This window comes from Pseudomonas sp. ICMP 8385, from assembly GCF_002699915.1.
GTDB classification, from domain to species: domain Bacteria; phylum Pseudomonadota; class Gammaproteobacteria; order Pseudomonadales; family Pseudomonadaceae; genus Aquipseudomonas; species Aquipseudomonas gessardii.
Map to the genome: position 1 here is coordinate 269,592 of NZ_LKBY01000091.1, position 21,176 is coordinate 290,767.

Below are 21,176 nucleotides of genomic sequence, written 5' to 3' on the forward strand. Positions count from 1 at the left end.
CCAGGATGGGTGTTATTCCCTTTATGGAGATCTTTCAATGAGCGATTCAACAATATCATCGCGCAATTTAAACCCAGCATTTTGGCAACGCGAGGGTGCCGACAGCAAAATGACCAAGGAGGAGGCTGAGAAGGCCACCGGTATGAAGTTCATGACTTATTCCGAAATGGCAGGCGGCAAAAAACCTGAAGCCGAGACGGGTAGCGCCTCCGGCGGTGTGCAGGCCTCTGCTGGCGTCGGCGATGTCAGTTTCAGCGCAGGCAACAGTGCTTCGATCTCGTTTTAAGTACGTGAGCTCGCCAGGCCTGGCCCTGGCGGCGACGAGTCAGCGGATGAGCTCATCAATGCGCGCATCCTTCTCCATCCAGAGCTGGTTGACCCAGCTCTGGACGTTCTGGCGAAACGCCGGGTCCTTCTCATAATCCCCCTGCCACAATGCGGGATCCAGCTCGCGGGTGCGGATATCGACAATCACCCGGGGCACCGCGCCGCTGATCAAATCCCTGAACCCTGGAATCTTCTCCTGTGGATACACCACGGTCACGTCGAGGATCGCGTCCAGTTGTTCGCCCATCGCTGCCAGTACAAACGCCACGCCACCGGCCTTGGGCTTGAGCAGGTGGGTGAAGGGTGATTGCTGCTGGGCCCGCTTGGCCTCGGTAAAGCGTGTGCCTTCCAGGTAGTTGACCACCGTCACCGGCTGGCGCTTGAACAGCTCGCAGGCCTGTTTGGTGATCTTCAGGTCCTGGCCCGCCAGTTCCGGGTGCCTGGCCAGGAACGCCTTGCTGTAGCGCTTCATGAACGGGTAATCCAGGGCCCACCAGGCCAGGCCCAGGAACGGCACCCAGATCAGTTCCTTTTTCAGGAAGAACTTGAAGAACGGCGTGCGCCGGTTGAGGGTCTGGATCAGCGCCGGGATATCCACCCAGGATTGATGGTTGCTGATCACCAGGTACGAGGTATCGACCCGCAACCCGGTGTCGCCGCGAATATCCCATTGGGTGGGGATGCACAGGGCAAAGATCAGCTTGTCGAGCTCGGCCCAGGTCTCGGCAATCCACATCACGGCCCAGGAGGCGTAATCGCGTGAGCGTCCGGGCGCCACCAGCTTGAGCAGGGCGAAGACCATCAGGGGGCCGATCAGGATCAGCGTGTTGAGTAACAGCAGCAGTGTGACAAAACAGCCGGTGAGCAGGCGGCGCATAAGGAACTCTTGCAAGCGGGTGGACGGGCCATGATAAGCAGCTTGAGTCTAGAGGCCAAATCGCAATTCACCTGACGAATGTTTCACGTTGTGTTGCGTAGGCTGGGGCATGATCCAACTTCGGGCTGTATTTGCAGTCTAGTATTGGCCTACTTACTTCAAGGAATCCCCCTAAGTGAAATATCTCCTTGCCCTGTCAGCCCTTATTGCCCTGCCGGTGATGGCCGCCGAGCCGACCCTGTACGGGCGCTACGAATATATCCAGTTGCCGGAAATCGGCGAGACCTTCAAGGCCAAGATGGACACCGGCGCGCTGACCGCTTCGCTGTCGGCGCGCGATATCGAAACCTTTACCCGTGATGGCGAGGACTGGGTGCGCTTTCGCCTCAGCGGCAAGGATATGAGTAACAAGGTCTACGAACACAAAGTGGCGCGCATCAGCAAGATCAAGAACCGCGCCGACGAAGACGAGGACAAGGAAGACACCAGCGTGGCCAAGCGCCCGGTGGTAGAGCTGGAAATGTGCCTGGGCAAGGTCAAGCGCACGGTGGAGGTCAACCTGACCGACCGCAGCAGCTTCAACTACCCGCTGCTGATCGGCGCCAAGGCCCTACGCGAGTTCGGCGCCGCAGTGAACCCGGCCCGCCGCTATACCGCCGACAAGCCTGGCTGCTGATTGACGCCGCACCAGGCATGGGGCACCGTTCACCTTTAGCTCCCAGTGCTCGGACGCCATGCCCCATATCCTGATTGTCGAAGACGAAGCGGCCATAGCCGATACCCTGATTTTTGCCCTGCAGGGCGAGGGTTTCACCACCACCTGGCTGACCCTCGGCCAGTCTGCCCTGGAGCATCAACGGCAAACCCCGGCGGACTTGCTGATCCTCGATATCGGCCTGCCGGACATCAGCGGCTTTGAAACCTGCAAGCAACTGCGCCGCTTCAGCGAAGTACCGGTGATGTTCCTCAGTGCCCGCGACGGCGAGATCGACCGGGTGGTGGGCCTGGAAATCGGCGCCGACGACTATGTGGTCAAGCCCTTCAGCCCACGGGAAGTGGCGGCGCGGGTCAAGGCGATCCTCAAGCGCGTGGCACCGGTGGCAGCGCCGGCCAGCGGCGGGCTGTTCCAGGTGGATCACGAGCGGGTGCAGATCCAGTATCGTGGCCAGCCACTGGGCCTGACCCGCCATGAATTCCGCCTGCTCAACTGCCTGCTGGAGCAGCCCGAACGGGTGTTCAGCCGCGAGCAACTGCTGGATGCCGTCGGCGTGGCCGCCGATGCCGGCTACGAGCGCAATATCGACAGCCATATCAAAAGCCTGCGCAGCAAGTTGCGTGGCGTGGCCGCCGAGGCCGAGCCGATCCAGACCCATCGCGGCCTGGGCTACAGCTACAGCCCGAGCCACGCCTGATGCGCCTGGGGCTGCGGATTTTCCTGGTGTATGCGCTGTTTATCGGCCTCACCGGCTACTTTGTGCTCAACACGGTGATGAAGGAAATCCGCCCCGGCGTGCGTCAGTCCACCGAGGAAACCCTGGTGGACACCGCCAACCTGCTGGCGGAAATCCTGCGCGATGACGTGAAGAACGGCACCCTCGGCCAAAGCCACTGGCCCACCGTGCTTAAGGCCTACGGCGAGCGCCAGCCGGGTGCAACCATCTGGGGCCTGGCGAAAAATCAGGTCAACCACCGCATCTATGTAACGGACGCCAAGGGCGTTGTATTGCTGGACTCCAGCGGTACGGCAGTGGGCCAGGACTACTCGAAATGGAACGATGTGTACCTGACCCTGCGCGGTGAGTACGGCGCCCGTTCGACCCGCAGCGAGGCCGATGACCCGGCGTCGTCGGTGATGCACGTGGGCGCGCCGATCCGCGATAACGGGCAGATCATTGGTGTGGTCACCGTGGCCAAGCCCAACAGCTCGCTGCAGCCCTATGTCGACCGTACCGAGCGCCGCCTGTTGTGGTATGGCGCCGGTCTGGTGGCGCTGGGCCTGTTGCTGGGGGCACTGTTGTCCTGGTGGTTGAGCGCCGCGCTACGGCGCCTGACCACCTATGCCCAGGCCGTCAGCGAAGGGCGCCGCGCCGAGTTGCCACACTATCGCGGCGGTGAACTGGCGCAGTTGTCCACCGCGGTGGAGCACATGCGCACACAACTGGAAGGCAAGGCCTACGTCGAGCGTTACGTGCACACCCTGACCCATGAATTGAAAAGCCCGTTGGCGGCGATTCGCGGCGCGGCGGAGCTGTTGCAGGGGGAAATGACCCCGGCCCAGCAGCAGCGGTTTGTCGGTAATATCGCCAGCGAAAGCGCGCGTTTGCAGCAGTTGATCGAGCGCCTGCTGAACCTGGCCCAGGTCGAGCAGCGCCAGGGGTTGGAGCAGCAAATCCCGGTGCCTTTGGCCGCCTTGGTCGATGAGGTGCTCAAGGCGCAATGCGCGCGGATCGAGCAGGCCGGGTTGCAGGTCGAGCGCCTGATCGAGGCCGACGTCAAGTTGTATGGCGAGCCGTTTTTGCTGCGCCAGGCCCTGGGCAATCTGCTGGAGAACGCCCTGGACTTCACCCCACCCGGCGGCACGCTGCGTTTTAGCGCCCAGGTGCGGCATCACGCGGTGGATGTGCGCCTGTTCAACCAGGCCGAGCCGATCCCCGAATACGCCCTGCCACGCCTGAGCGAGCGCTTCTACTCCCTGCCGCGCCCGACCAGCGGGCGCAAGAGCACCGGCCTGGGCCTGAACTTTGTCGAGGAAGTGATGAAGCTGCACGGCGGCTCATTGCAGATCGGCAACGTGCCGGGGGGCGTGGAGGCGGTGCTGCATCTCCACACAGTCTCCACATTGCCCTCATAAATCCCCCACAGGGCCCGGCCAGACTCTCCCCATCAAAACAGGGAGAGACCCATGAACCGCAGCCTGCTATTCAAACTGGGCGCCATCGCGCTGCTGATCCTGCTATTGCTGATTCCGTTGCTGATGATCAACGGCATCATCACCGAGCGCCAGGAACTGCGCGACGGCGTGTTGATGGACATTGCCCGCAGCTCCAGCTACAGCCAGCAAGTCAGCGGGCCGTTGATGGTGGTGCCGTATCGCAAGACCGTGCGTGAGTGGAAGCTCAACGAAAAACTCAACAAGCGCTATGAAGTACTCAGCGAAGAACAGGGCCGCCTGTACTTCCTGCCGGAGCAGTTCGAGCTTGACGGCCAGGTGCAAACCGAACTGCGGGCCCGGGGGATCTACCAGGCGCGGCTGTTCCATGCCGACAACCGCATCAGTGGCCGCTTTGTGCTACCGGCGCAGATGGGCATCAAGGAAGATTTTGCCGATTACACGTTTGAGCAGGCGTTCCTGGCGGTGGGGGTCAGCGACATCCGCGGGATTGAAAACGCCCTGAAACTGGAGCTGGGCAGCCAACGCCTGGAGTTTGCCCCGGGCACCCAGGTGAGTTTTCTCGGCGCCGGCGTGCACGTGATGTTGCCGGCCCAGGACAGCAAGAACCCCACACCGCTGGATTTTGCCTTCGACCTGCGCCTGCAAGGCACCGAACAACTGCAAGTACTGCCGGTGGGCAAGACCACCAAGGTCAAGCTGGCCTCCAACTGGCCCCATCCCAGCTTTGTCGGCAACTTCCTGCCGGCGCAGCGCGAGATCAACGACCAGGGCTTTAGCGCCAACTGGCAGACCTCGTTCTTCTCCACCAACCTTGAGGAGTCGTTGTCCGGCTGTGTGGTCGGCAGTCGCTGCGAGGACTTCAACGAGCGCAGCTTTGGCGTGAACTTCATCGACCCGGTGGACCAGTACCTCAAGAGCGACCGCGCGATCAAATATGCGCTGTTGTTCATTGCCCTGACATTCGCCGGTTTCTTCCTGTTTGAAGTGCTCAAGAGCCTGGCGGTGCACCCGATCCAGTACGCATTGGTGGGGGTGGCCCTGGCGTTTTTCTACCTGCTGCTGTTGTCGTTGTCCGAGCATATCGGCTTTGCCCTGGCGTACCTGGTCTCGGCCAGTGCCTGTGTGTTGTTGATCGGTTTTTATGTGTGCCATGTGCTGCGCAGCGTGGCCCACGGCCTGGGGTTTTCGGCGGGGTTGGCGGCGTTGTACGGCTTGCTGTACGGGCTGTTGAGTGCCGAGGACTACGCGCTGTTGATGGGCTCGCTGTTGCTGTTCGGGCTGTTGGGCACGGTGATGGTGCTGACGCGCAAACTGGACTGGTATGGCGTGGGCAAACGCAAGGCTGACGGGCTGGAGGTGATGCAATGATCGGGCTGCGGGAGGATCAGCGGGAGAGGGGAGAGTTGCTGGCAATGATTCGGACATTGCTCCCCATCCCCTGTCGGCACGAGCTGGCTCGTGAAAAAGGGAAGACCTTCGTGAGCCCGCTCGCTCCAGGGCGGGCGACGGTCAGGCCGGTGGCTGAGTCGCCAGCATCGAAGGCCGCTGGCTGACCTCGGCGTACCAGGCGGCCAGCTTGGGGTTGCTTGAACGCCACCGCAGGTCCGGGTGGCGCAAGTCCAGGTAACCCAAGGCACAGGCGACACTGATCGCGGCGATGTCGAAATGGCTGGCCAACTCGGCGATGGTGTCCTGTTCCAACTCGGCCAGGGTGCGGCGGATCTTGTTGCGCTGCTCTTGCAGCCAGCTGTCCCAGTGTTTATCTGCCGGGCGCAGGGCGGTTTCGTAGCGCACCAACACGGCGGCGTCCATGATCCCATCGGCCATCGAGGCCAGGGTCAGGCGCCGCCAGCGGGCCGAGCCGTCACGGGGGATCAGCGGGGTGCCGACATGCTGGTGGTCGAAGTAATCGAGGATCACCCGGCTGTCGTGCAACAGATTGCCATCGGCCAGGCGCAGGGCCGGGATCTTGCCTACCGGGTTGCCCTCGTTCAGCGCGGTGACCGGGCTGACCGGCGTGACCAGCACGGTTTCCAGGGCCACCCGGTCCTGCTGGCCGGTTTCGTGGAGCAGCACCAGGACTTTGCGGACAAACGGCGAAGCGGGGTTGTGGAACAAGGTCATGCTGGGCGCGAACATGGGCAATCCTCGGAAAGGGTCGGCCATAGACTAGACAGTTGTAGTGGGGCTGGCGAGGGGGATCTTGGTTGTTTTTGCGGGCCAGATCGCAGGCAAGCCAGCTCCCACATTTTGATGGGTGAACACCGTCAAATGTGGGAGCTGGCTTGCCTGCGATGGCGTCCTCACGGCCGCCGCAGCAACCCCCAGACACCGATGACCGCCGGGACACCCAGCCCAATCCAGCTCAGGGAATCCCAACCCCCATCCCCCAGCAACGCCGCAAACAACCCGGCGGCGCTAAGCAGCCCGATCCCCAGCGGCACCCCGAACACCTTCCAGAAATTCGACTGCCGCGGCCTCATGGCCTGGCCGCCTTGCGCCGCACCCGCCACAGGTACACACCGCTGCCCAGCACAATGATGGTCAGCACATCCAGCACCGCCCAGAGGATCTTCATCGGCATGCCGCCGTAGTCGCCAAAGTGCAGGGGCTGGGACATGCCCATGGCGTCCATGTACCACGGCCGCTCGGCGACGGCGGTGACGCGCAGGTCGCTGGCATCGATCAGCACCGGGGTCAGCAGGTGCGAGGTCAGGTGCGTGCTGCCTTTCATAAACACCGCGTAGTGGTGTTCGCTGGAAAAGCGCGTACCCGGGAAGGCAATAAAGTCCGGGGTCATGCCCGGCGCGGCCTGCTCGGCGATTTTCAGCAGGTCGGTGGCCGGCGCGCGCAGGGTCAGCGGCGCGGCGTTCTTGTACGGCTCGATCATGGCGGTGAGGCTGTCATTGCGCCACGCAGCGATGATCAGGTCGGCACAGGCGCTGATTACCCCGGTAACGCCCACCACCAGGGCCCAGGTCAGGGTGACGACGCCGATCAGGTTATGCAGGTCCAGCCAGCGCAGGCGCGTGGACTTGTCCTGGCGCACCGTGGCGAACTTCAAGCGCCGCATAAACGGCAGGTACAACACCGTGCCGGAAACAATCGCCAGCACAAACAGCACGCCCATCAAGGCCAGCAGCAACTTGCCCGGCAGGCCGGCGAACATATCCACATGCAGGCGCAGCAGGAACATCGTCAAGCCGCCATTGGCCGACGGCATCTCCACGCTTTCGCCGGTGCGCGCATCAAGCATGAAGGTGTGGGACGAATTGGGCTCGGTGCCAGCGGTGGCCGCCATGATCGCAATCACGCCGTTCGGGTCGTCTTCGTCCCAGGCCAGGTATTGCATGGCTTCGCCAGGGCGATGGGCCTGGGCCTTGGCCACCAGTTGCTCAAGGTTGAGCTGCGGGGTATCGGCTGGCATCTGCTTGAGCTCGGGCTCGTTGCCCAGCAGGTGATCGATCTCATGGTGAAAGATCAACGGCAGGCCGGTCAGCGCCAGCATCAGCAGGAACACGGTGCAGATCAGGCTGGTCCAGGTGTGGATGAAGGACCAGCGGCGGATGGTTGTGCTTTTCATTTTCTAGCCTTCAGACAAGCCAAAGCCGCCCTCTGGGGACGGCCTGGTTGTTAACTCAGCCGATTACCACTGGTAGGTGGCACTGGCGACGACGCTGCGCTGATCACCGTAGTAACAGTAGGACGCATCACAGGTGGAGATGTACTGCTTGTCGAACAGGTTGGTCGCGTTCAGTTTTACCGAAGCACCTTTGAGGCTGTTGTCCAGGCGGCCGAGGTCGTAATGCAGCGCGCCGTCGAACACCGTGTAGGCATCGGCCTTGCCCAGCCAAGTGTTGCCCTGGTCGCCATAGGTGTTGCCGGTGTAGCGGGCACCAAAGCCGATGCCGAACCCGTCGAGCACGCCATCGTGCCAGGTGTAGTCGGTCCACAAGGAGGCCTGCTGGTTGGGCATCAGTTGCAGGCGGTTGCCTTTGTAGATGCCTGTTTGCACCTCGGACTTGGCCAGGGTGTAGGCGGCGATGACCTTGAGGTTCTCGGTCACGTCAGACACGGCTTCCAGCTCCAGGCCCTTGACCTTCACTTCGCCGGTCTGGTCGGTGATCGACTGGCCGCTCGAGCCGGTTCTGGTCACCAGCACGTTTTTCTGGGTTAGATCGTAGACCGCCGCACTCAGCAGGGTATTGGAGCCGGGTGGCTGGTACTTGATCCCGAGCTCCCATTGCTTGCCTTCGGTGGGCTTGTACGATTTGAGCGGGTCGACGCTGGCGTTGCTCGCGGGTTGGAACGATTCGGCGTAGGACAGGTACGGCACAAAGCCCGAGTCGAAGACATAGCTCAGCGCCGCATTGCCACTGAAGTTCTTGCTGCGGTCAGTGTTGGTTGCGTCGCTTTTGTTGAGGTACGTGGTGCCTTGATGCACCCAGTCTTCACGGCCGCCCAGGGTCAGGCGCCATTTGTCCAGGGCCATTTGGTCTTGTACGTAGAGGCCGGTCTGGACGGTTTTCTGGTCGTAGTCGTAGTACGCATCCTTGCGCGCCGGGCGCTCAATTGGCTGCCCATAAACCGGATTGTAGATGTTAACAGTCCCGGCTTTGCCGAAAATCGACAGATAGGAAGAGTCAGTGCGCTGATGATCCAGGCCTATCAGCACGGTATGACTGATATCACCGGTGGCGAAGTCGGCCTGGAAGTTGTTGTCCACCGCAAACTGCCCGATATCCTCATCCACATTGGTCGAGGAGCGGCTGATATTGCCCTCGGCGTCCACCGGGGAGTAGAAGTAAGCACCCACGGTCAGTTGCTGGAAAGACAGCTCCGACTTGGTATAACGCAAGTTCTGCTTGAACTGCCAGGTATCGTTGAAACGATGTTCAAAGGCGTAGCCCAACGCGTAGTAGGTGCGGTCGTAGAACTCGTAGTCCGGGTCACCCAGGTTTTTGTGGTGCGAGACGTCGCCCAGCGGCGATTTGATCTTGGTGCCCACGATCGGCAGGAACTGGCTGGTTGCCCCGGTATCGTCGCGCGTGAACTGCGAGAGCAGGGTCAGCTTGGTATCGGTATCGATATTCCAGGTCAGGCTCGGCGCAATGTTGTAGCGCTTGTTGTCGATGTGATCGACCTGGGTGCCCGCATCGCGTACCACGCCACTGAGCCCATAGAGAAACTGCCCTTCATCATCGATCTTGCCGGTGCTGGCGAAGTTGATCTGGCGGTAGTTGTCGCTGCCGTACTGCACCTGGATGGCATGGCTCGATTCAGCGCTGGGGCGGCGGCTGACCATATCCAGCAGGCCGCCCGGCGGGGTCTGGCCGTAGACCGAGGAGGCCGGGCCGCGCAGCAGGGCAAGACGATCAAGGTTCCAGGTTTCCGCTTTCGGGTTGGCATACACGCCACGCGGCAATGGCAGGCCATCGAGGAAATGGGTGGGTTCAAAGCCACGCACACGCATCCAGTCGTAGCGGGTGTCACTGCCGTAGCTGGCGGAGACGATGCCGGGCATGTACTTGACCGCATCATCCAGGTTCTGCACGTTGCGGTCCTGCATCTGCTGGCGGGTGGCGACGGAAATCGAGCGGGGTGCTTCTACCAGAGCCGTATCAGTCTTGCTCCCCGCCGCCGTACGCGTAGCCACATAACCCTCCACCGGCCCCCACGCACTTTCATAATTGCCCTGCCCGGTGATGTTGGTCTCTGGCAGCGCTAGCACGCCCTCTGGGAGTGCCACCAGGCTGTAGGTGCCGGCGCTGCTCTGTTCCAACTGCAAACCCGTGCCGCGCAAGGCCTCGCGCAATGCGCTCGGGGCATCGAACTGGCCCTGGACCGGGGCCGAGGTCTTGCCGGCTGCCAGCGCTGGGCTGAGGGTCAGTGCGAGGCCGGCCTGGCTGGCGATCTGGTTCAGGGTGCTGGTCAACGGTGCGGCCGGCAGGTTGTAGGCGCGTACGCTAGATGCCTGTTCGGCGGCGAACAACGAGGTGCTGGCCAGCGGGGCGCTGAGGGCAATGGCCACGGCTAACAGGCTGGGGCGCAACAAGGTGTCTAGCGTGCGGGACATAGGGTGGCTCCTGAATGGAAATATTTCTCAATTGCCTGTGTGCCGAACGAGAATCAAAAAGTGATAGGGCTGGGGGGAAATATTTTTGTCTGGGGAGAATGGGGTGTCTTTTCGGGCCTCATCGCGAGCAAGCCCGCTCCCACATTTTGAGGGTGTTCACAAATCAAAATGTGGGAGCGGGCTTGCTCGCGATGACTTAGGCCCAGGCACCTCAGAACCTAAGGCTTGGCCTTGACCGTCACCCACCACGGCGTACGCTGGCGGATCTGTACTGGCAAGGTTGGCAGCAGCGCATTCAAGGCCAGGTTGGTGTCCTGCAGCGGAAAACTGCCGGTGATGCGCAGGTCGGCCACTTGCGGGTCCACGCCCAGGTAGCCGGTGCGGTAGCGCCCGAGTTCCCCGATCACATCCCCCAGGCGCGCGTTATCGACCACCAACATGCCACGGGTCCAGGCGTCGGTGCCGGGGGTAACGGCCAGCAGCGGGCCAAGGCCGTCACGGCGCATCAGCACCTGCTGGCCTTCCTTGAACACCTGCTCCTGCTGCAAGGCCCCGGGCTGCGCCGCCACGGCCGACCGCAACACGCTGAGCCGCGTGCCGTCTGCCTCGCGCTTGACGATAAAGCGCGTACCCAGGGCGCGCAGGCTGCCTTCGCGGGTCTCGACGACAAAGGGGCGGGCATCGTTGTGGCCGGTTTCGACGAGGATCTCGCCTTCCTGCAACACGATCACCCGGCGCTTTTCATCGAAGCGCACATCAATGGCGCTGTGGGTGTTGAGGTTGACCAGGGTGCCATCGGCCAGTTTCAGCGTGCGCTGTTCACCGGTGGCGGTGCGTTGATCGGCCAGCCAATAGTGGATCGGCACGTAGCGCTGGCCGGCGAACAGCGCCAGGCCGCAGACCAGCACCACACTGGCCAGGCCGCTGCCGAGCTTGCGCACCCGGCGCCGAATGCCTTCGCGCGATTGCAGCAACGCCGCCCGTGCCGGGCCGTTGGCCACGCTGAAGCGCTGGTCGAGCATGCCCAGCTGGCGCCAGGCGCGGGCGTGTTCTTCGCTGCTGGCCAGCCATTGATTGAAGGCTTCATGCTCGACGGCGCCGCCGTCCCCGGAGTCCAGGGACAGTTGCCAGGCAATCGCCGCATCCAGCACCCGCGCGCTGACCGGCCTGGAACTGACCTGGCTCACAGCGGCTGGCCATACAGGGCGATATAGCACTGGCGAATGCCCTGGGCCAGGTACTGCCGCACACGGGGCACGGAAACCCCCAGGCGCTGGGCGATTTCGGCATGGCCCAGGCCGTCGAGGCGGTTATAGAGGAAGGCGGCGCGGGCCTTGCTGGAGAGTTTGCCGAGCAGGCGGTCGATGGCCTTGAGGTCTTCGAGGATCAGGTGCTGCGCTTCTGGGGACGGGTGTTCGCTTTCCGGGAGCAGCATCAGTTCGCTGAGGTATGCCTGTTCCAGCGCGGCGCGGCGGAAATAGTCGAATAACAGGCCCTTGGCGATGGCCACCAGGAATGCCCGGGGTTCGCGGGGTTCGCGCAGTTCTTCACGGCCCAGCAGGCGCATGAAGGTGTCCTGGCTCAGGTCCTCGGCCCGGCTGGGGCAGGCTACGTTGCGCCGCAGCCACGCCAGCAGCCAGCCGCGATGGTCACGGTACAACGTGCCAACGAGCTCACGGTGGGGACTTTGGGCTGACGACAAGGCATCACCAATCGAGATGTTTAAACTAACGAGAATTATTCGCGATTGTGGCAGAGGCAGCGCATGGGTGCAATTGGCGTTGGTCGGCTGATGCTGCCTATAGGGAGGGGGCCTGCTTGCGACGTTTCCACTGGCCCAGGCGCTGCTGCAACGCGCCTGGGCTGTCCAGCCCTTGCTGGCGGGCGCGGCTGAACAGAATCAACATCAGCTCGGCAGTGGCCAGGGCATCGGCGCTGGCATGATGGCGCTCACCCACCTGCAGGTTGAAATGGGCGAGCCAGTCATCCAGGCCCGCTTCGCGGATATGCGCTTGCGGGCACAGCAGCGGCGCCAGGTCCGCCACGTCGAGGAATGGATGAGCCAGGCGATAACCCAGGCTGTCCTTGAGCGCGCGCCCAAGCATGTGTTGGTCGAACGGCGCATGGAACGCCAGCAGCGGGCTGTCGCCGACAAAGGCCATGAAGTCCAGCAACGCCTCGACCGGATCGCACCCGGCGGCGATTGCACTGGGGCCGAGGCCGTGGATCAGTACGCTGGGGCTGAGTTTGGTTTCCGCCCGCTGCAGGGTCCGTTCAAATTGCTGGGAAAAGTCGATGGCGCCGTCTTCGATCACCACCGCGCCAATCGACAGTACCTGGTCGCGATTAAGGTTCAGGCCGCTGGTTTCCAGGTCCAGCACCACCCAGCGCTGCTCGCGCAGACTGTGCTCACCGAGCGCCTTGGGGGCGGCCAGCTGTTGCAGGCGCGCCTGTTGCCGGGCATCCAGGCCTGGCCGGGCAGGGCGCAGCCAATTGAACAGGCTCACAGCTGATACCTCAGGGCCAGGCTGCTTTGCAGGCGTTGGGCCTGGCGCAGGGATTCGCGCAGGATGCGCCGGTCCAGGTGGTTGAGGCTGTCGGGATCGACCCGATTGGAGTACGGCAGGTTCTCGCGGGTCTGCAACTGGTGCTGCTGCATGCGGGTTTGCTGGATAAAGTGGTAGGCCTCTTCATAGGCCGCGCCGTCCAGGCGTTCGATCACCGCGTGATCCACCAGTTGGCGCAAGCGCTCCAGGGTGTTGTTGGCGGCGATGCCATTGGCCAGGGCCAGCAGGCGGGCGCCATCGACGAAGGGCGTGAGGCCTTGCACCTTAAGGTCGAGGGTGGCCTTGTCCGAGCCCTTACGCGTCAGCACAAAGTCGCGGAAACGCCCCACCGGCGGGCGCTGGCGCAAGGCGTTCTCGGCCAGCATCCGTTGGAACAGACGGTTGTCCGCCACCTGCTCAAGAATGCCCTGGCGCAGTTGCTCACAGCCTTGCTCATCGCCCCACACCACCCGCAGGTCGAAGTAGATGCTGGATTTGAGCAGGTTCTCTGGCGTCGCCTCGCGGATCATCGCGGCAAAGCGCCGGGCCCATTCGGCACGGGACAGGCACAGCTCGGGGTTGCCGGCCATGATATTGCCTTTGCACAGGGTAAAGCCGCACAGCGCCAGGCTCTGGTTGATCTGCTGCGCCAGGGGCAGCAGCAGGCCGCGAATCTCGGCGGCATGGGCGGCGTCGCGGGCCTCGAACAGGATGCCGTTGTCCTGGTCGGTATGCAGGGTTTGCTCGCGGCGGCCTTCGCTGCCGAAACACAGCCAGCTGAAGGGCACACCGGGGTCGCCTTTGTCGGCGATGCTCAGTTCGATGACCCGGCACACCGTGTGATCGTTGAGCAACGTGATGATATGGGTGATCTGGGTCGAGGACGCGCCATGGGCCAGCATGCGTTCGACCAACTGGCCGATCTCACCCCGGATCGCCACCAGGTTGTCCACCCGGGGCGCATTACGGATGGTGCGCGCCAGGTGCACCAGGTCGACCCGTTGCAGGGAAAACAGATCGCGCTCGGACACCACGCCACACAGGCGCTGATCCTTGACCAGGCACACATGGGCGATATGCCGTTCGGTCATGGCAATCGCCGCGTCGAAGGCACTGTGATCCGGGCTGAGGAAGAACGGTGCCTGGGTCATATGCTGTGCGATGGCCTGGGTGAAGTCACTAGTGCCGTCGGCCACTACATGGCGCAGGTCACGCAGGGTGAAAATCCCCAGGGGCGCCTTGTGCTCATCGACCACCACAATGCTGCCGACCTGCTGCTCATGCATCTGCGTGACCGCCTCACGCAGCGGCGTCAGCGGGCCGCATGTCACCGGATGGCGCATGGCCAATTCGCCGAGGCGGGTGTTCAGCGAATACTGGGTGCCGAGATTTTCCACGGCTTTCTGCTGGACTTGCTGGTTGACCTGGTCCAACAGGCTGCTGACCCCGCGCAAGGCAAAGTCACGGAACGGGCCGGACAGGGCAAACAGCTTGATAAACGCCGGCTTGTTCAATTGCAGGCAGAAGGTGTCTTCGGCGGCCTTGTGTTCGGTGCGGGTCGCCCGCTCCCCCAGCAGCGCGGCCAGGGGGAAGCATTCGCCGGTGGTGATCTCGAAGGTGGTTTGCGCCGAGTCCGGCCGTTCACCGATCACGCGCCCCTGCTTAACTATATAGAAGTGCTCCACCGGGCCTGCCGATGGCTTGAGAATGCTCTCGCCGGGGCCGTAGAAGCGCAATTGGCACTGCTCCACCAGAAACGCCAGGTGGGCGTTTTCCATCTGGTTGAAGGGCGGGAAGCGTTGCAGGAACTGCAGGGTGCCGTGAATGTTCTGCAACACCGCAGTTTTCCCTGCCTGGGTGAAAGCGTCAGCTTTACTCATAACCATGACCGCAGTTTTTTTGTCGTTATCGTCCCTCATGGTCGGTCCCTACGCGGCGGGTGCCCATTGGACGTAAGTCTAGGTAGCTATCCGGCCTTCAAAAACTAGGGAAAAACCTTACATGAAAATCGTCCCGAACCCGTAGAACGCCCACTAGGAAAACTTTCCGACGAAGTGCACATTGTTCGCCCTTCCGGCGATGTCTGACTTCTGTGCCGGGAGAGTGATAAAAATGACCTGAGAAACGTATGTCCGACGACGATATTTTGAGTGAGGCCGAGCGCGAGGCGCTGAGCGCCGTGATGCTGGAGCCTGATTTGCCGCCGCAACGGGTATTGATCGTGGACGACGATAAAGACTCCTGTGAACTGCTGGCGCAAATTCTCGGGATGGATGGTATTCGTTGCATGACGGCGGCCAGTGGCCAGGCCGCGTGGGATTTGTTGAGCGCCAACACGTCCATCGGTTTATTGATCACCGATCTGCGCATGGCACCCAGCAATGGCCTGGAATTGATTCGCCAGGTGCGCAACTCTCCCCGGGCGGCATTGCCGATCATCATCATGTCGGGGGACGCCGACGCACCGGATGTGATCGACGCCATGCATTTGAGCGTGGTGGACTTTTTGCTCAAGCCGATTGATAGCGTGAAGTTGGCGAAGATGGTCAAGCGTGAGTTGGGGATGGCGCAGTAGGCGGGGGTTGACCGTTGGTCGGCACTGTCAGATTTCACAGTATCGGCGGTTTTGGGGGGGCCTGTTTAATCGTTGGGAGGGTGCTGGTTTGGAATCAGCGCCTCTACTAAATGCAGCGAACAGGAGTTCACCATGACTAATGAATGTAACGGCGTTACAACAGTCGAAGCTAACATCACGGCGCGTGTCGATAAGCAAGATCAACGTTTTTTTCCGGATCAGTTTTCTGGCACTCCATCTGGGGTCTCGCTGGTCGCCAGTAGTGATAGCACGCACCTGAATATTGGCTACGGCCAGCCCCTTGGGCAGGGCACTCACAACTTAACGCACACGCAGTTTCGTATAAATTATCTGGACCCTGCAGGGCGCACTTTTACTCATTCGGTTGCAGGCGCCATCCAGGTGAAAGTTGTCGGTAACGTGCATACGGGCACATTGACCGGCGTAAAAGTTGACGGAACTGGCTCTGGGGCTGGGTCTCAGGCTGAGCTTTCGGGCAATTATGTGATTATTGTCAGTTAAGTCTTGCTACACACCATATAAAAAGCCCCGGCCATATGACCGGGGCTTTTTCATTTCAATGACCCGTTACAAACTATTCCTGGCCTTGAACTCCCGCCGCCGCCGATGCAACACCGGCTCAGTATAACCATTGGGCTGTTTGGTCCCTTCAATCACCAACTCCACCGCGGCCTGGAACGCGATATTGCTGTCGAAATCCGGAGCCAGCGGGCGGTACAGCGCATCACCGGCATTCTGCCGATCCACCACCGGCGCCATGCGCTTGAGGCTTTCCAGCACCTGGGCTTCGTTGACGACGCCATGGCGCAGCCAGTTGGCAATGTGCTGGCTGGAGATACGCAGGGTAGCGCGGTCTTCCATCAGGCCCACATCGTGGATGTCCGGCACTTTCGAGCAACCCACGCCCTGGTCGATCCAGCGCACCACATAACCGAGGATGCCCTGGGCGTTGTTGTCCAGTTCGTTGCGGATTTCTTCCTCGGACCAGTCGGTGTTCTGCGCCAGCGGGATGGTCAGGATATCGTCCACCGAAGCCCGTGCGCGCGTGGCCAGTTCGGCCTGGCGGGCAAACACGTCGACCTTGTGGTAATGCAACGCGTGCAAGGCCGCGGCGGTCGGCGACGGCACCCACGCGGTGTTGGCGCCGGCCAGCGGGTGTGCGATTTTCTGTTCGAGCATGGCCGCCATCAGGTCGGGCATGGCCCACATGCCTTTACCGATCTGCGCGCGGCCTTGCAGGCCGGTGCTCAGGCCGATATCGACGTTCCAGTTCTCGTAGGCGCCAATCCATTTTTCGGCCTTCATCGCGGCTTTGCGCACCATCGCGCCGGCTTCCATGGAGGTGTGGATTTCGTCGCCGGTACGGTCGAGGAAGCCGGTGTTGATAAACACCACGCGCTCGCTGGCCGCCTTGATGCAGGCCTTGAGGTTGACCGTGGTGCGGCGCTCCTCGTCCATGATCCCGACCTTGAGGGTGTTGCGCGGCAGGTTCAGCACGTCTTCGATGCGGCCGAACAACTCGTTGGTGAACGCCGCTTCTTCCGGGCCGTGCATTTTCGGTTTAACGATGTACACCGAGCCGGTGCGGCTGTTCTTGCGGCTGTTGTTGCCATTGAGGCTGTGGATCGCGGCCAGGCTGGTGATCAGGCCATCGAGGATGCCTTCGGGCACTTCATTGCCCTGGGCGTCGAGGATCGCGTCGATGGTCATCAGGTGGCCAACGTTGCGCACGAACAACAGCGAACGACCGTGCAAGGTCACGGCATTGCCATCGACACCGGTGTAGGTGCGGTCGGCGTTCATGGTGCGGGTGAAGGTCTTGCCGCCCTTGGCCACTTCTTCGGCCAGGTCGCCCTTCATCAGGCCGAGCCAGTTGCGGTAGATCACCACTTTGTCATCGGCATCGACGGCGGCCACCGAGTCTTCGCAGTCCATGATGGTGGTCAGCGCGGCTTCCATCAGGATGTCTTTGACGCCGGCGGCGTCGGTCTGGCCGACCGGGGTGCTGGCATCGACCTGGATTTCAAAATGCAGGCCGTTGTGCTTCAACAAGATGGCGATGGGCTGGGCGGCATCGCCCTGGTAGCCGATCAACTGGGCGTCGCTGCGCAGGCCGCTGTTGCTGCCGCCCTTGAGGCTGACCACCAGCTTGCCTTCGACGATCTTGTAGGCGGTGGAATCGACATGGCTGCCGGCGGCGAGCGGGGCGGCTTCGTCGAGGAAGGCACGGGCGAAGGCGATGACTTTGTCGCCACGCACCTTGTTGTAGCCCTGGCCTTTCTCGGCGCCGTTGGCTTCGCTGATGGCGTCGGTGCCATATAGCGCGTCGTACAGCGAGCCCCAGCGCGCGTTGGAGGCGTTGAGGGCGAACCGCGCATTCATCACCGGCACCACCAGCTGTGGGCCGGCCATGCGGGCGATTTCGTCATCGACGTTTTGGGTGGTCGCCTGGAAATCCGCCACTTCTGGCAGCAGATAGCCAATATCTTGCAGGAAGGCTTTGTAGGCCACCGCGTCGTGGGCCTGGCCGGCGTGGGTCTGGTGCCAGGCATCGATCCGCGCTTGGAAATCGTCGCGTTTGGCGAGTAGGGCTTTGTTCTTCGGTGCCAGGTCGTGGATGACCTTGTCGGCGCCGGCCCAGAACTGGTCGGCGGTCAGGCCGGTACCGGGAATGGCTTCGTTGTTCACGAAGTCGAACAGGACTTTGGCGACCTGCAGGCCACCGACTTGAACGTGTTCAGTCATTGCTTGCCTCACTCTGCGGAGCTAATTCGCTTTTCAGCTTTTCAATTTACCAATGAAGCCTCTGGCCATTTAAACCACAAACCCGGCACCAGTACATGCCATCACGGCGGCTGGGTGGTTCCAATCAACGGCGCAAGGCTGGTTGACGGGGTGTTCGGGGTTGCGACGGCGCCTGGGCAGACATCGACCTAACGTTATGTAGTGCGCGCCGAGGCATACTACATGATGAGTTGCGGTTGTGAAAATTAGACTAAATACGTCGTTTAGCGACCCACTTTGGCTGTACGGTCACAGCGGGGTACGGGATGTTCTCAAAAAACCAATGGATTGTTCCAGATAAATATAAAAATGGTACACGATTTGTTTTTCTTCACCGGCCTGCGGTCAAGGTGGGAGCCGGCGTATCTGCCTATACTGGCTAGTCCACAACAAGAGGGCTGTCGCCATGGAGCATCTCGTACTCACTGTTATCGCCGCCGACAAACCCGGCGTGGTTGAACGTGTCGCCCACTGCATTGCCGAGCGCGGTGGCAACTGGCTGGAAAGTCGCATGGCCCATATGGCCGGGCAATTTGCCGGGATCCTGCGGGTCAGTGTGCCGATGGAGAACCGCAGTGAGCTGGTCAGCGCCCTGGAGGACCTGTCCACCCATGGCATCCGGGTGCTGGTGGGCGAGAGCAGCGGCACGCAGGCGTCGGCCAGCAAGCCGATCCTGATGACCCTGGTGGGCAATGACCGACCCGGCATCGTGCGTGAGATCACCGCGCTATTGAGCAAGCAAGGGGTCAACCTGGAGCGCCTGAGCACCGACGTGCGTCCGGCGCCCATGAGCAGTGACCCGTTGTTTCACGCCGAAGCCGCGCTGGCGGTGCCTTCCAGCCTGGCATTGGATGAGTTGCAGGCGGCCCTGGAAACCCTGGCCGATGATTTGATGGTGGAACTGCAACTGCGCAGCGAGGAATAACCCTCCACAGGGTTGTTCATGGAAATCTTGCATGGGCCTGTGGATAAACTGTAGAGAGCCGGCGCCAGGCCACGGCAGCCGTGGCCTGCAAAGCTTTGTACATTATTTGATCAGCGTTTGCGCAGACTGAGCCACGCATCGATGCTGTACACCGCCAGCCCTGCCCAGATAAACACAAAGGCCACCAGGCTGGCGGGGCTCATGTGTTCATCGAACAGCAGCACCGCCTGCAGCAGCACCAGGGTCGGCGCCAAGTACTGTAGGAAGCCGAGGGTGGTGTAGGGCAAATGCCGCGCTGCGGCGTTGAAACACACCAGCGGAATCAATGTCACCGGGCCTGCGGCCACCAGCCACCAGGCCTCGGACGTGCTCCAGAACGCCATATTGGCGCTATGGGCGGCGGGGTTGAGCAGCAGCCATGCCAGGGCAATTGGCACCAGCATCCAGGTTTCCACCACCAGCCCGGGCAGCGCCTTGACCGGCGCCTGCTTGCGGATCAAGCCATAGAAGCCAAAGGTCAGCGCCAGCACCAGCGACACCCACGGCAAACTGCCGACCTGCCACACCTGTTGCATCACCCCCACGGCGGCCAGCCCGACGGCCACCCATTGCAGGCGCCGCAGGCGTTCGCCGAGGATCAGCATGCCCAGCAGCACGTTGACCAGCGGGTTGATGTAGTAACCCAGGCTGGCTTCGAGCATGCGCCCACTGTTGACCGACCACACATAGGTCAGCCAGTTGCCGGCGATCAGCGAGCCGCTCAACGCCAGGATCGCCAGGCGCTTGGGGTTGTCCCGCAGTTCGCGCCACCAGCCGGGATGTTTCCACACCAGCAGCAGCAAACCGCCGAACAGCGCCGACCACAACACGCGGTGGACGATGATTTCGGCGGCCGGCACGCTGGCGATGGCTTTGAAGTAGAGGGGGAACAGGCCCCAGATGATGTAGGCACTGAGGCCCAGGATATACCCGCGACGCGGGTTGGCGGCTTGCATGCAGAATCCTTGCTTAGGCAGCTAACAATGCTGCGATTGTAAGGATGTTTATCAGCAAATGTGTGCTGAAAACGTAATCACCGCAAAACGTGTATGAGCCGGCTTGCCGGCTCATACAAGGGTCAGAAGAGTTTCAGGGGCTCTTCGTTAAGCGCCGACAATTGCTCGCGCAGGGCCAGAACCTGATCGCCCCAATACCGCTCGCTGCCAAACCACGGGAAGCTGTGGGGGAACGCCGGGTCATCCCAGCGCCGCGCCAGCCACGCGCTGTAGTGCATCAGGCGCAGGGCGCGCAGGGGTTCGATCAGGGCCAGTTCGCGGGGATCGAAGTCGTGGAACTCCTGGTAGCCGTCCATCAACTCTGACAGCTGCCCCAGGCATTCCTGGCGATCGCCGGCGAGCATCATCCACAAATCCTGCACCGCCGGGCCCATGCGGCAGTCGTCGAGGTCGACGATATGGAACATCTCGTCGCGGCACATCATGTTGCCGGGGTGGCAGTCGCCATGCATGCGAATGTTCTTGTGCGGCGTGGCGCTGTACACATCCTCCACGCGCTTGAGCAGGTCGCGGGCCACGGATTCGTAGGCGGGCAACAGGCTCTTGGGGATGAAATTGCCGTCGAGCAAGGTGTTCAGGGAGTCATGGCCGAAGTTCTTCACGCCCAGGGCTTCGCGGTGCTCGAAGGGGCGGGTGGCGCCCACCGCATGCAAGCGCCCGAGCAATTGCCCAAGGCGGTACAACTGATCGAGGTTGCCCGGCTCCGGCGCCCGCCCACCACGGCGGGGGAACAGGGTAAAACGAAAGCCCGCGTGCTCGAACAGGCTTGCGCCGTTATGGATCATCGGGGCCACGACCGGCACGTCGCACTCGGCCAGTTCAAAGGTGAAGCGGTGTTCTTCGAGGATCGCCTCGTTGGTCCAGCGCTGGGGCCGGTAGAACTTGGCGATCAGCGGCTCGCTGTCTTCGATGCCGACTTGATAGACACGGTTTTCGTAGCTATTGAGCGCCAATACGCGAGCATCGCTGAGGAAACCGATGCTTTCGACTGCGTCGAGAACCAGGTCGGGGGTCAATGTTTCAAACGGGTGGGCCATGCGAACTCCTGCGCGCAGCAGGTCGCCGCGTCCGGCCGGGTATGGTAGCGCACCGGGCCC

At 62.0% G+C, this 21,176-nt stretch carries 20 protein-coding genes; 8 read left to right on the top strand and 12 right to left on the bottom strand.

What is annotated here, in order from left to right:
* Positions 1–37 precede the first annotated feature (37 nt).
* Positions 38–286 (top strand): hypothetical protein, encoded by a 249-nt coding sequence (locus AO268_RS10970; protein ID WP_076962287.1) that lies wholly within the window; start codon positions 38–40, stop codon positions 284–286.
* A 39-nt stretch (positions 287–325) separates the two neighbouring features.
* On the opposite strand, the gene AO268_RS10975 is transcribed toward AO268_RS10970, so the two are convergent.
* Positions 326–1,204 carry an acyltransferase gene (locus tag AO268_RS10975; protein WP_099168671.1) on the bottom strand — a complete coding sequence of 293 codons (879 nt, stop codon included), beginning with the start codon at positions 1,202–1,204 and terminating at the stop codon, positions 326–328.
* Between the two features lie 175 nt (positions 1,205–1,379).
* Here AO268_RS10975 and rloA2 point away from each other — a divergent pair, with 175 nt between their 5' ends.
* From rloA2 to creD, 4 genes are read left to right on the top strand one after another with little or no spacing between them, the layout of a single operon-like run.
* Positions 1,380–1,880, top strand: coding sequence for a retropepsin-like aspartic peptidase RloA2 (gene rloA2, locus AO268_RS10980; RefSeq protein WP_076962285.1), 501 nt, complete (start codon positions 1,380–1,382; stop codon positions 1,878–1,880).
* Between the two features lie 58 nt (positions 1,881–1,938).
* The gene (gene creB, locus AO268_RS10985) at positions 1,939–2,616 is read left to right on the top strand and encodes a two-component system response regulator CreB (RefSeq protein ID WP_076962284.1); all 678 of its coding nucleotides are present in this window, start codon (positions 1,939–1,941) and stop codon (positions 2,614–2,616) included.
* Complete coding sequence (creC, locus tag AO268_RS10990; protein WP_076962283.1) at positions 2,616–4,055, top strand: two-component system sensor histidine kinase CreC; 1,440 nt, start codon at positions 2,616–2,618, stop codon at positions 4,053–4,055. Before creB ends, creC begins: the two co-directional genes overlap by 1 nt.
* A 51-nt stretch (positions 4,056–4,106) precedes the next feature.
* The gene (gene creD, locus AO268_RS10995; protein WP_076962282.1) at positions 4,107–5,465 is read left to right on the top strand and encodes a cell envelope integrity protein CreD; all 1,359 of its coding nucleotides are present in this window, start codon (positions 4,107–4,109) and stop codon (positions 5,463–5,465) included.
* A gap of 141 nt (positions 5,466–5,606) precedes the next feature.
* Here the strand turns inward: creD and AO268_RS11000 are convergent, their stop codons facing one another.
* From AO268_RS11000 to AO268_RS11035, 8 genes are all read right to left on the bottom strand, one after another.
* Positions 5,607–6,236, bottom strand: a complete 630-nt coding sequence (locus tag AO268_RS11000; RefSeq protein ID WP_076962281.1) for a glutathione S-transferase family protein — start codon at positions 6,234–6,236, stop codon at positions 5,607–5,609.
* 164 nt (positions 6,237–6,400) lie between these two features.
* Positions 6,401–6,580, bottom strand: a complete 180-nt coding sequence (locus AO268_RS11005; protein ID WP_099168672.1) for a hypothetical protein — start codon at positions 6,578–6,580, stop codon at positions 6,401–6,403.
* Complete coding sequence (locus AO268_RS11010; RefSeq protein WP_099168673.1) at positions 6,577–7,680, bottom strand: PepSY-associated TM helix domain-containing protein; 1,104 nt, start codon at positions 7,678–7,680, stop codon at positions 6,577–6,579. The genes AO268_RS11005 and AO268_RS11010 overlap by 4 nt, the downstream gene beginning before the upstream one ends.
* 63 nt (positions 7,681–7,743) lie before the next feature.
* Positions 7,744–10,173, bottom strand: coding sequence for a TonB-dependent siderophore receptor (locus AO268_RS11015; RefSeq protein WP_099168674.1), 2,430 nt, complete (start codon positions 10,171–10,173; stop codon positions 7,744–7,746).
* Positions 10,174–10,391: 218 nt separating this feature from the next.
* Complete coding sequence (locus tag AO268_RS11020) at positions 10,392–11,360, bottom strand: FecR domain-containing protein (RefSeq protein WP_099168675.1); 969 nt, start codon at positions 11,358–11,360, stop codon at positions 10,392–10,394.
* Positions 11,357–11,875, bottom strand: a complete 519-nt coding sequence (locus tag AO268_RS11025; RefSeq protein ID WP_099168676.1) for an RNA polymerase sigma factor — start codon at positions 11,873–11,875, stop codon at positions 11,357–11,359. The genes AO268_RS11020 and AO268_RS11025 overlap by 4 nt, the downstream gene beginning before the upstream one ends.
* A 97-nt stretch (positions 11,876–11,972) precedes the next feature.
* Complete coding sequence (locus AO268_RS11030) at positions 11,973–12,680, bottom strand: 3'-5' exonuclease (RefSeq protein WP_076962275.1); 708 nt, start codon at positions 12,678–12,680, stop codon at positions 11,973–11,975.
* Positions 12,677–14,599 (bottom strand): putative nucleotidyltransferase substrate binding domain-containing protein, encoded by a 1,923-nt coding sequence (locus AO268_RS11035; RefSeq protein ID WP_099168677.1) that lies wholly within the window; start codon positions 14,597–14,599, stop codon positions 12,677–12,679. Before AO268_RS11035 ends, AO268_RS11030 begins: the two co-directional genes overlap by 4 nt.
* 248 nt (positions 14,600–14,847) lie before the next feature.
* Between AO268_RS11035 and AO268_RS11040 the strand changes: the two genes are divergently transcribed.
* Both AO268_RS11040 and AO268_RS11045 read left to right on the top strand, forming a co-directional pair.
* Entirely contained in the window at positions 14,848–15,294 is a 447-nt protein-coding gene (locus AO268_RS11040) for a response regulator (RefSeq protein ID WP_076962273.1), read from the top strand.
* Positions 15,295–15,426: 132 nt separating this feature from the next.
* A complete protein-coding gene (locus tag AO268_RS11045; RefSeq protein ID WP_099168678.1) occupies positions 15,427–15,816 on the top strand; it encodes a hypothetical protein in 390 nt (129 codons plus the stop codon).
* Positions 15,817–15,882: 66 nt separating this feature from the next.
* Here AO268_RS11045 and AO268_RS11050 read toward each other — a convergent pair whose 3' ends face one another.
* Entirely contained in the window at positions 15,883–18,060 is a 2,178-nt protein-coding gene (locus tag AO268_RS11050; RefSeq protein WP_099168679.1) for a malate synthase G, read from the bottom strand.
* 445 nt (positions 18,061–18,505) lie between these two features.
* Here AO268_RS11050 and AO268_RS11055 point away from each other — a divergent pair, with 445 nt between their 5' ends.
* Positions 18,506–19,024, top strand: coding sequence for a glycine cleavage system protein R (locus AO268_RS11055; protein WP_076962270.1), 519 nt, complete (start codon positions 18,506–18,508; stop codon positions 19,022–19,024).
* Positions 19,025–19,134: 110 nt separating this feature from the next.
* Here the strand turns inward: AO268_RS11055 and rarD are convergent, their stop codons facing one another.
* Positions 19,135–20,019 carry an EamA family transporter RarD gene (gene rarD / locus AO268_RS11060; RefSeq protein WP_076962269.1) on the bottom strand — a complete coding sequence of 295 codons (885 nt, stop codon included), beginning with the start codon at positions 20,017–20,019 and terminating at the stop codon, positions 19,135–19,137.
* Positions 20,020–20,141: 122 nt separating this feature from the next.
* Positions 20,142–21,116, bottom strand: a complete 975-nt coding sequence (locus tag AO268_RS11065; protein ID WP_076962268.1) for a serine/threonine protein kinase — start codon at positions 21,114–21,116, stop codon at positions 20,142–20,144.
* Positions 21,117–21,176: the final 60 nt, after the last annotated feature.